The sequence below is a fragment of the Desulfomicrobium aestuarii genome (assembly GCF_055385525.1).
The window spans coordinates 3,904,493-3,916,872 of record NZ_AP042427.1; the positions used below are offsets into that span (position 1 = coordinate 3,904,493).

Consider the following 12,380-nt stretch of genomic DNA (forward strand, 5'->3'; position numbering starts at 1 on the left):
TATGTCTGCGCTTTGTGTGGCCTGTCGTGTCTGCTTTGTTCGTAAGTGTTTGAAGTTGATTTGTAATAAGTTTCGTACGTATGAAGATGTGTTTTCATACTTGCACCTCTGTATCCCCTGCTTACCGGAAAAGCATGAAGAGTGATTTGCCGGTTTCAGCATTGGCCTGTCGGCCAGGGAAAGGAGGGCACCATGGCAGAGAAAATCAGCAACACGACACGAGTGGTCGAGGCGCCGCTGGCCGGCCAGACAATCGTCATCACGGCAACGGCGGGGCAGGACATTGTCCTGTCGGCGGCTTTCGAGCTGGCCGAACCCCGACTCGAAGGTGACTCCGTCATATTTGCCTTCGACAATGGCGGTAAGGTTGTCATCGACTTCGCCGACCTTGGCGAAGCTCAGATGCCCGACATCATCCTTGCCGACGGGACCACGCTGAGTGCAGAGGAGTTCCTGGCCTTCGTGGCCGGTGAGCGGATGGCGTCCTTGGAAGGCGAGGAGATCGAACCCGCCGCCGGCCCGGCCGGAGGCGCTGCCGGAGGTGGTGTCGGCGCGTACGTGGATGACGCGGGCAACATCATCGACGGCGTGGACAAGCTGGGCGGCCTGGACCCGCGGGACTTCGCCACCATCACGGTGGAGCCTCTCGAAGCCGAACCGGAAGAGGAAGAGCCGGCGGTCGTGCCGCCGAACAACCCCCCGAGCATCGCCATCAATCTCGACGCCATCGGTGACGAGGTGGACGAAGCCGGGCTGCCTGAGGTCGGGTCCAACGCCGGGTCCGATGCGGAATTCGCGGCGGGCAGCTTCACCCTTTCGGACCCGGAAGGGCTCGGCAACCTCGCCTCGCTCTCCATCAACGGCGTCTCCATCGCAATTTCGGGACTTGTCGGCAGCGTGATCACAACGGAAAAGGGCACGCTGACCATTACCGGGTACGATCCGGCAACGGGCATCGTTACGTATGGCTACGTCCTGAACACTGCACAGGACCATGCAGGCGGTCCTGTCTCCGATTCGTTCACCCTGGTGCTGACCGACCTCGGGGGACTTTCTTCCGCCCCGGTCGGAATCGCGATCGACATCGTGGACGACGCGCCGACGGCTGTCGATGACGGCCCGGCCGCCGTGACTGAGGACGCCGCAAGCTTCGTGTCTGGCAACGTCCTGGACAATGACGCCTCGGGCGCCGACGTCTCCAAGGAGTTCGTGTCCTGGACGGCGGACGGGCACGACAACGCGGCCGCCCTGGCCGCCCTCGGCGGGTACGGTAGCCTGGTCCAAGGCCCTGGCGGATCGTGGAGCTTCACCCTCGACAACACCCTGGCCGCGACGCAGTCCCTGACTGCCGAGGACAGCCTCAGCTTCGACATCTGGTACACCATGCAGGACGCCGACGGCGACGAGTCGCCGGCCAGGCTGACCATCGTCATCAACGGCGCAGCCGACGGGGCCACGGTGGTCACGGCGGCGGCCCAGGGCGCGGACAACACCGTTGACGAGGCGGGCCTGAACCCCGACGGATCCGAGGCCGGCCTGAACACCGAGACGGACGACGGCACGTTCGCGGTATCCGCCACGGACGGCATCGCGAACATCGTCATCGGCGGGCAGATCTTCAGCCTTGACCAGATGCAGGCCTTCGACGGCACGCAGACGGTCGACACGGGCGAGGGCGTCCTGACCCTGACCGGCTATGCGGGCGACTCCTTCGGCGGCACGGTGAGCTACACCTATACGCTGAAGGCGACCATCGACAACGACACCAAGGCCGACGCGACGGACGGGCATTTCGACGACGTCGTGGGCCTTACGGTCAACGGCATCGGCGGGACCACGGCCAGCGACGACCTGGTGGTGCGCATCCTCGACGACATGCCGACGGCTGTCGACGACGCCGACAGCGTGACCGAAGGCCTGGGTCACATCGCCGACGGCAACGTGTTCACGGGCGGGGGCGGCGATGACGAGAACGCCACGGACGGAGTCCCCGACGTGCTCGGCGCCGATACGGAGAGCCTCGGCGCCACGGTGACGGGCGCCCGTCTCGGAATCGAGGCCGGCCCCGGCGCCCTGACGCTGGTGACGGCGGGCGGCGTGATCATCGCCGGCATGTACGGCGACCTGAAGATCGCGGCCGACGGCAGCTACACCTACACGCTCAAGACGGATGCGATCCCCCTTGGCGTGGAGAGCGAAACCTTCACCTACGAGATCACGGACGGCGACGGCGACACGGATCTGGCCCAACTCGTGATTGATCTGAACCAGGACCTCCGCGTTCCCGACGTGACCGGCGACGCCCGGACCGTCTACGAGGACGGCCTGGCCGACGGTCAGCAGTACGGCGCCGACAGCGAGATCGTGACCACGGGCAGCTTCACGGTCGACGGCAACAACGAGAACTACTCGCTGCTGCTCAACGGCGTTCTGATTGACGAAGAGGGTGACACCGTGGACACCGGCAAGGGCGTTCTGCGGATCACCTCCATATCCGACCCGGACGCGGGGGGCGTGGTGACCTACGGCTACACCTACACCCTGTCCGCCAACCTGGCCCATACCGGCCAGGGCGAAGTGAACCCCATTCTGGACGCCATCGCCATGTCCATCACGGACGCGACCGGTGACAGCGACCCGACGCCGGGTTCCATCCTCATCTCCATCGTCGACGACATCCCGACACTCTCGGCGGGGAGCCTTGCGGTTGCCAACGAAGTCGGGACGCACACAGGGGAATACTCCTTTGAAGTCGGCGCGGACGAGCAGGCCTTTGCCGACAGTTTCGATGCCGCCTCGCTGGTCTGGTTGAACCAGGCGTCCGGGTTCGTCTTCGAATACGACGGCCTCGCGTCCAGCGCCTCTACGCTGGTCTACAACGCCAAGGACGCGGAAGGGAACCTGTTCTTCACCGTGTCGGTCAACAGCGACGGCACCTATGACTTCAACCTCGTCAACCCCGTGCCGGTATCCGAGATCGAGATCCCGAGCCTGCTGGCCGGCATCTCCGGCGGCACGGGCCTTCCGAGCTACACCTTCCCGAGCGCCATGTTCGACGGCCAGTTCGAACTGGTGGCAACGGGGACGAGCGGAGGATCGGACGAAGGGCTCTGGATTTCCGCGACGGACCTGGGAGTGGGCGACAACGTCATGCACGGCAACAAGGTAGATGTCCTCACCTTCGACGTGGTGCCCGTCGGCGGCTCGACGGCCTCCATCTCCGAACTGACCATCTCCATGTCGGGCACGGCCGGGACAAAGGCCACGGACATGGTCACGCTCAAGGCCTACTACACGGACGGGACCTCGACCTCCGTTGATCAGGTCATCGGAAGCGATCTGGAAGTGACGTACGAACTCAATGTCGCCAAGACCGTGGATTACCTCGAACTGTACCCGTACGACAGCTCCGTGAGCTTCAAGATCGACGGGTTGTCCGCCAAGTACATCACCAAGGTCTACCCCGACGACTTCGAACTGCAGTTCCTGCTGACGGGCGACGACGCGGATCTCGATACCGCTTCGGCCGGGTTCGTGGTCGCCGTGAACACGGAAGACGACGGCGAGTACGAAATCCACGGCACCAGCGGCCACGATTTCGTTTACGGCACGGACGGCGACGACGCCCTCTTCGGCCACGACGGCAACGACGTCCTCTTCGGCGGCCAGGGCGGCGACACCCTGACCGGCGGCGCCGGGGCCGACACCTTCGTCATCCTCGAAGGCGACCTGGGCGGCGGCGTCGACCACATCACCGACTTCCATGTCGGCGGCGGGGATACCCTCGATGTGAGCGACCTGTTCACGCCCGCTGCGGGCAGCGAGCTTGGGGACTATCTGGAATTCCGGAACGTGACGGCCATCGACGCGACGACCAGGACCGCTGACCTCTACGTGGACCGGGACGGCTCTGGAGCCGGGGCCGAGGAGCATGTGGCCACGATCACCATCACGGGCCTGGCCGCCGATGCAGACACCGGGGCCGAGGTGCTGAGCGCCATGGAAAGCCAGATCAAGCCCGAAATGCCCTGACGGCGCGGGACTACGGGAAGGCGGGCTGCGGCCCCCTTCCCGCCGTTCCGCAAGAGCGGGAACAGGAACGAGAGTTGAAGGAAGTCATCGGAGGGAACTCCCATGATCGAGACAATACGCATGATATCCTTCGCCGGGCAGCCCGTGTCCGATGACGGCCTGACCATTCAGACTCCCCAGGGCTGGGAGCTGACGGTCTGGCCGGACGGGAGCTACGCCTTCGCGCCACCGGAAGGCGGAGCGTCGGACGGACAGGCGCCGGTCACGACCCACTACAGCTATGTCATGGAAGACATCGACGGTTCGATGTCCGTGGGAACCCTGGCCCTGAACCCAGGGGACGCGGCGCCCGGCCCCATGGTGGATTTTCAGGCCTGGTCGCTGTCCGAACTGCTTCACGACGAGGCCGACGCGGCGTTGCTTCTCGGCGGCGAGGGCGGCCTGAGCGGTCTTGCGGCGGCAGTCGGAGCGGATGCCCATGCCAATGAACCCCACCTTGAGTTCATGGGTGATGGTTCCTTCGATGACGATCTGACTCGCCTCATTCTTCACTCCCAGAATTCATGAGCCGGTCTGGTCAAAAGACGAGGCCGGTTTTCGGGGCGCGAGGGCGCCCATTTTTATTTCTGTCGGTCGGACAGAACTGAATTCCCCCTTTGCTTTGCGGGGGCGTCCAGCCTGTGCGCTTTTGGAGAGGGGCTGGGCTTCGTGACGCGAAGTCAGCGCGCGGGCAGTCGCCTTCATGAAAGAGCATAAATTCGGTATGTTGCGAGCGCACTGAAAAGGAGGGAGGGCAGGGAGGCTCACCCGAAAGTGTGAGTTGTGTGGTATGATTGGGAGTTTTTGGGACTCATTCTCGTTAGAGCTATCTCTTGCTAACTACTTGAAATCATGTCTGTCGCCAATTGGGGAGTACGAGAACTAATTTAATACCTTGGAAAAATTTTTCATACTTGACCCCATTCTAGCTCACATTCATATACGTAACCATAATAAGAAAAGTTATTTTTTAATCCATATCTATACCAAGTCCCGATCTGGGCGGAGGGTTCCATGGCTGAGACGACGCAGAACACCAAGAAGATAGTCCAGGCTCCGAAGGCAGGCGAAACCATCGTCATCAAGGCCATGCCCGGACAGGACATTGTGTTGTCGGAAGCCTTCGAGCAGGTCGATCCTGTCCTCGAAGGCTCGACGGTACTCTTCGCCTTCGACAACGGCGGCAAGGTCATCATCGACTTCGCCGACCTGGGCGAAGTCCAGATCCCGAACATCATCCTCGCCGACGGCACGGTCCTCGGCATCGACGAATTCCTGGCCTCGGTCGCCGGGCATAAGGAAGCGGCCTTGGAAGGAGAGGGCGTAGAGCCCGCAGCAGGGCCTGCCGCGGGTGGTACTGCCAGCGGCGGTGTCGGTTCTTATGAGGACGGCGCGGGTGACACCATTGATGGCGTGGACAAGTTGAATGGGTTGGATCCGCGGGATTTTCAGACGATTACGGTGGAGCCGATTGATGCTCAGCCTGAAGAGGAGGAAGAAGTCGTCAGTGATACTGTTCCGACAGTTCCTGTTGATGATACAATAACTGTCGAAGAAGGAAGCATTCCGGAAATTGGAGGGAACATCGATTTGCCAGGTGTGTCCTTTCAGGTTCTCGATGGAACGTTTGCTGATAACGCAAGCTGGGGTGCGGACGGGTTCGGGGGTATTGTTAGCGTCAACGGCGTAACGCCGGTGGGCGGAGTTATCACGATTAATGGTGCCGGGTTTTCCTTGGTGGTCAACGCAGCGACCGGAGCTTACGAGTACAGACAGACCGACAACCTCCTTCAGGGCGGAGCAGGTCAAAATACACAGGCCGGTCCGACCTTTGCGATCATTGCTCAAGACGGCGATGGCTCGACCATCGGGTTCAATTTGACCGTCGGCGTTATCGACGATCTGCCACAGGCTTCCCTTGAACCAGTGGCTGAATCCAGTGTGGTTCTCGACGAGACCATCGGTGGAGAAGGCGCGGGCGACGATGAAGTGAGTGGCAACCCCTTTAATCCGGCCTGGAATACCCCCATCGGCTTGGTTTCAGGGAAATGGGTCGTTGACGCTTCAGGAAGCAAATCTGGCGCCGACTTTGAAGAATCTACCAAGGTCATTTCACTTGCGATTGATAACCCTGATTCTGACCTTCGTACTACGGCCGGGGAGGAGATCACGTTATATGCCGAGGGAAATGGCGTTGTGACCGGTCGGGCAGGTGAAGAGGGGAGGGTGATTTTTGCCATTTCCATTAACAACGATGGGAAGTTGACCGTAGCCCAGTATGAATCTTTGGAGCATGGGAACATCAATAGTAACGATGATTCCGTGAATCTTGCAGGAAAATTGTCCGCATTGGTGACAGTAACGGACGGTGATGGGGACGTTTCTACAGCATCTGTTGCAATTGGCGCACAAATCAGCTTCGAAGACGATGGCCCCGGCCTGATGTCTGCGGAAGCGAACGCGATTGTCGAGGACGAGCAGCTGAACCCCGCGACGGACGAGTCCGACGACGCGACCCCGGATTACACTGCGGTGGCGACCGGAGACGTGAGCGACAACGGGAACTGGGGAGCGGACGGCTTCGGGGCGGTGACGCAGTTCCAGGTTGGTACTAACCTCGCAGTGAGTGTTCCCAGTGGCGGCTCGGCGACGGTCTACTTCGGCCAGGACGGCACCTATCTTGGAACAACGTCGACTGATCCGGCGGCCTCGCTGCTGGTCAACAGTGATGGGACCTACGAGTTCACTCTGATCAAGAACATGTTGATTTCTGGAAACGGCGAGCAGCCGGACAGTCTTGGCACAGTGACGTTCACGGGCGTCGATGGCGACGGCGATTCGGCGACGATCGGCCTGACCCTTCAGGTCATCGATGACGTGCCCGGCCTGATGTCTGCGGAAGCGAACGCGATTGTCGAGGACGAGCAGCTGAACCCCGCGACGGACGAGTCCGACGACGCGACCCCGGATTACACTGCGGTGGCGACCGGAGACGTGAGCGACAACGGGAACTGGGGAGCGGACGGCTTCGGGGCGGTGACGCAGTTCCAGGTTGGTACTAACCTCGCAGTGAGTGTTCCCAGTGGCGGCTCGGCGACGGTCTACTTCGGCCAGGACGGCTCCTATCTTGGAACAACGTCGACTGATCCGGCGGCCTCGCTGCTGGTCAACAGTGATGGGACCTACGAGTTCACTCTGATCAAGAACATGTTGATTTCTGGAAACGGCGAGCAGCCGGACAGCCTCGGCACAGTGACGTTCACGGGCGTCGATGGCGACGGCGATTCGGCGACGATCGGCCTGACCCTTCAGGTCATCGATGACGTGCCCGGCCTGATGTCTGCGGAAGCGAACGCGATTGTCGAGGACGAGCAGCTGAACCCCGCGACGGACGAGTCCGACGACGCGACCCCGGATTACACTGCGGTGGCGACCGGAGACGTGAGCGACAACGGGAACTGGGGAGCGGACGGCTTCGGGGCGGTGACGCAGTTCCAGGTTGGTACTAACCTCGCAGTGAGTGTTCCCAGTGGCGGCTCGGCGACGGTCTACTTCGGCCAGGACGGCTCCTATCTTGGAACAACGTCGACTGATCCGGCGGCCTCGCTGCTGGTCAACAGTGATGGGACCTACGAGTTCACTCTGATCAAGAACATGTTGATTTCTGGAAACGGCGAGCAGCCGGACAGCCTCGGCACAGTGACGTTCACGGGCGTCGATGGCGACGGCGATTCGGCGACGATCGGCCTGACCCTTCAGGTCATCGATGACGTGCCCGGCCTGATGTCTGCGGAAGCGAACGCGATTGTCGAGGACGAGCAGCTGAACCCCGCGACGGACGAGTCCGACGACGCGACCCCGGATTACACTGCGGTGGCGACCGGAGACGTGAGCGACAACGGGAACTGGGGAGCGGACGGCTTCGGGGCGGTGACGCAGTTCCAGGTTGGTACTAACCTCGCAGTGAGTGTTCCCAGTGGCGGCTCGGCGACGGTCTACTTCGGCCAGGACGGCTCCTATCTTGGAACAACGTCGACTGATCCGGCGGCCTCGCTGCTGGTCAACAGTGATGGGACCTACGAGTTCACTCTGATCAAGAACATGTTGATTTCTGGAAACGGCGAGCAGCCGGACAGCCTCGGCACAGTGACGTTCACGGGCGTCGATGGCGACGGCGATTCGGCGACGATCGGCCTGACCCTTCAGGTCATCGATGACGTGCCCGGCCTGATGTCTGCGGAAGCGAACGCGATTGTCGAGGACGAGCAGCTGAACCCCGCGACGGACGAGTCCGACGACGCGACCCCGGATTACACTGCGGTGGCGACCGGAGACGTGAGCGACAACGGGAACTGGGGAGCGGACGGCTTCGGGGCGGTGACGCAGTTCCAGGTTGGTACTAACCTCGCAGTGAGTGTTCCCAGTGGCGGCTCGGCGACGGTCTACTTCGGCCAGGACGGCTCCTATCTTGGAACAACGTCGACTGATCCGGCGGCCTCGCTGCTGGTCAACAGTGATGGGACCTACGAGTTCACTCTGATCAAGAACATGTTGATTTCTGGAAACGGCGAGCAGCCGGACAGTCTTGGCACAGTGACGTTCACGGGCGTCGATGGCGACGGCGATTCGGCGACGATCGGCCTGACCCTTCAGGTCATCGATGACGTGCCCGGCCTGATGTCTGCGGAAGCGAACGCGATTGTCGAGGACGAGCAGCTGAACCCCGCGACGGACGAGTCCGACGACGCGACCCCGGATTACACTGCGGTGGCGACCGGAGACGTGAGCGACAACGGGAACTGGGGAGCGGACGGCTTCGGGGCGGTGACGCAGTTCCAGGTTGGTACTAACCTCGCAGTGAGTGTTCCCAGTGGCGGCTCGGCGACGGTCTACTTCGGCCAGGACGGCTCCTATCTTGGAACAACGTCGACTGATCCGGCGGCCTCGCTGCTGGTCAACAGTGATGGGACCTACGAGTTCACTCTGATCAAGAACATGTTGATTTCTGGAAACGGCGAGCAGCCGGACAGCCTCGGCACAGTGACGTTCACGGGCGTCGATGGCGACGGCGATTCGGCGACGATCGGCCTGACCCTTCAGGTCATCGATGACGTGCCCGGCCTGATGTCTGCGGAAGCGAACGCGATTGTCGAGGACGAGCAGCTGAACCCCGCGACGGACGAGTCCGACGACGCGACCCCGGATTACACTGCGGTGGCGACCGGAGACGTGAGCGACAACGGGAACTGGGGAGCGGACGGCTTCGGGGCGGTGACGCAGTTCCAGGTTGGTACTAACCTCGCAGTGAGTGTTCCCAGTGGCGGCTCGGCGACGGTCTACTTCGGCCAGGACGGCACCTATCTTGGAACAACGTCGACTGATCCGGCGGCCTCGCTGCTGGTCAACAGTGATGGGACCTACGAGTTCACTCTGATCAAGAACATGTTGATTTCTGGAAACGGCGAGCAGCCGGACAGCCTCGGCACAGTGACGTTCACGGGCGTCGATGGCGACGGCGATTCGGCGACGATCGGCCTGACCCTTCAGGTCATCGATGACGTGCCCGGCCTGATGTCTGCGGAAGCGAACGCGATTGTCGAGGACGAGCAGCTGAACCCCGCGACGGACGAGTCCGACGACGCGACCCCGGATTACACTGCGGTGGCGACCGGAGACGTGAGCGACAACGGGAACTGGGGAGCGGACGGCTTCGGGGCGGTGACGCAGTTCCAGGTTGGTACTAACCTCGCAGTGAGTGTTCCCAGTGGCGGCTCGGCGACGGTCTACTTCGGCCAGGACGGCACCTATCTTGGAACAACGTCGACTGATCCGGCGGCCTCGCTGCTGGTCAACAGTGATGGGACCTACGAGTTCACTCTGATCAAGAACATGTTGATTTCTGGAAACGGCGAGCAGCCGGACAGTCTTGGCACAGTGACGTTCACGGGCGTCGATGGCGACGGCGATTCGGCGACGATCGGCCTGACCCTTCAGGTCATCGATGACGTGCCCGGCCTGATGTCTGCGGAAGCGAACGCGATTGTCGAGGACGAGCAGCTGAACCCCGCGACGGACGAGTCCGACGACGCGACCCCGGATTACACTGCGGTGGCGACCGGAGACGTGAGCGACAACGGGAACTGGGGAGCGGACGGCTTCGGGGCGGTGACGCAGTTCCAGGTTGGTACTAACCTCGCAGTGAGTGTTCCCAGTGGCGGCTCGGCGACGGTCTACTTCGGCCAGGACGGCTCCTATCTTGGAACAACGTCGACTGATCCGGCGGCCTCGCTGCTGGTCAACAGTGATGGGACCTACGAGTTCACTCTGATCAAGAACATGTTGATTTCTGGAAACGGCGAGCAGCCGGACAGCCTCGGCACAGTGACGTTCACGGGCGTCGATGGCGACGGCGATTCGGCGACGATCGGCCTGACCCTTCAGGTCATCGATGACGTGCCCGGCCTGATGTCTGCGGAAGCGAACGCGATTGTCGAGGACGAGCAGCTGAACCCCGCGACGGACGAGTCCGACGACGCGACCCCGGATTACACTGCGGTGGCGACCGGAGACGTGAGCGACAACGGGAACTGGGGAGCGGACGGCTTCGGGGCGGTGACGCAGTTCCAGGTTGGTACTAACCTCGCAGTGAGTGTTCCCAGTGGCGGCTCGGCGACGGTCTACTTCGGCCAGGACGGCACCTATCTTGGAACAACGTCGACTGATCCGGCGGCCTCGCTGCTGGTCAACAGTGATGGGACCTACGAGTTCACTCTGATCAAGAACATGTTGATTTCTGGAAACGGCGAGCAGCCGGACAGTCTTGGCACAGTGACGTTCACGGGCGTCGATGGCGACGGCGATTCGGCGACGATCGGCCTGACCCTTCAGGTCATCGATGACGTGCCTTTGATTGATTCTCCTGACGGATTTATTGAGAATGATGCGAATACAGTTTTAAAAGGGCTCATTGACTACGATATGGGTGCCGATGGGTTGGGGAATATCAGCTTGAGCGATATTGTAACTGCGACTTCAGGTGGAGTTATTCTTAATTTAACCTCTAGCGGGTACTCTTTGAATTATACTGTCACAACAGCGCCTAATGGATTAGATGCGTTGAGGGCCTACTATATCGATGACAACGGTGTAATGCAGGATGTATTCAGTCTTGAGCCAAATGTGATAGGTTCTGAAGGAGACTATAAATTCACCTTGATTAGGCCGATTGACCAACCTGTTCCAACTACGACGGTTTCATTTTCCGGAATCAATGCGACTGGTCCAATCGAGGCATTGCCGGTTGGTTCTTCGCTTCTTATTTCTGATGTTAATTTGTTGGATGATAAATATATTAATGCGAACACAGGGTATTTAGGAATAGGAAATACTACTTTGGATAGTGGTGAAAAAATTAAATATGAATTTGGAACTGTTTCAGGGTTGAGTATTTCTCCAGATGAACACATTGTTGTCAATAATGTATCATTGCTTATTTTTAATAAAGATCAACCAGCTAATTTTAGCTGGCAGGCATATAAGTGGATTTATAATGAATCTACTGATTCATATATAGAAACGTTGGTTGGCTCTGACAGTATTCCGGTTGCGAAAGGAGATAGTTCTACAGATTCAATATATGTCGATGGTGGATTTGATACTCTGATTGTGTCCATGAGTAGTGGCGGGTTTAAAGTTGGTGGTCTTACATACGAATCGCTCGGCGATGTTAAAGATGTAACTTTGAACTTTGACTATAGTGGATTTGATGCTGACGGAGACGGAGTTAGCGGTTCTTTTGATGTTACAATAACAGGTGGTGACGGTATTTCTTCTACTGGCCAGATTTATTCCGGTACTGCCGCCAGCGATCATTTGGTAGGTGGGGAAGGAAGTGACAATTTGTTTGGGTATGAAGGAGATGACTCGCTAACTGGCGGAAATGAAAATGATTTTCTGGTTGGTGGGTCTGGGTCTGACACCATGTCCGGCGGAAGCGGCTCTGATACATTTGTTTATAATTCCGGTGACATCGGCGTAGATGTTGATCATATTGCGGATTTCCAGGTAGGCCCTGATGGAGATTCAATTGAACTTCATGGCATTCTACAAGGGTATTCGGAAGGCGTCAGCGATTTGGCTGACTTTGTAAAAGTCGAAGGGGCTGGCGGAACTGCGACGATAAGCGTGGATAAGGATGGTGGCGTTGATAACTTCACCCAGATAGCTACGGTGACATACTCTGGCGACTTGGGGCCCGATCCTCTGCAAACCATGATTGACAACGACAACATCAAGATATCTTGATGATT

At 59.7% G+C, this 12,380-nt stretch carries 3 protein-coding genes; all 3 read left to right on the plus strand.

Features of this window, described 5'->3' with window-relative positions; translation table 11 throughout:
- The first annotated feature begins 192 nt into the window (after positions 1–192).
- The 3 genes from ACZ5AC_RS18035 (at position 193) to ACZ5AC_RS18045 (ending at position 12,375) form a co-directional block, all read left to right on the plus strand.
- Positions 193–4,032, plus strand: coding sequence for a type I secretion C-terminal target domain-containing protein (locus ACZ5AC_RS18035; protein ID WP_464248924.1), 3,840 nt, complete (start codon positions 193–195; stop codon positions 4,030–4,032).
- A 102-nt stretch (positions 4,033–4,134) separates the two neighbouring features.
- Positions 4,135–4,599, plus strand: a complete 465-nt coding sequence (locus ACZ5AC_RS18040; protein ID WP_464248925.1) for a hypothetical protein — start codon at positions 4,135–4,137, stop codon at positions 4,597–4,599.
- A 486-nt stretch (positions 4,600–5,085) separates the two neighbouring features.
- Positions 5,086–12,375 (plus strand): DUF5801 repeats-in-toxin domain-containing protein, encoded by a 7,290-nt coding sequence (locus ACZ5AC_RS18045; RefSeq protein WP_464248926.1) that lies wholly within the window; start codon positions 5,086–5,088, stop codon positions 12,373–12,375.
- Positions 12,376–12,380: the final 5 nt, after the last annotated feature.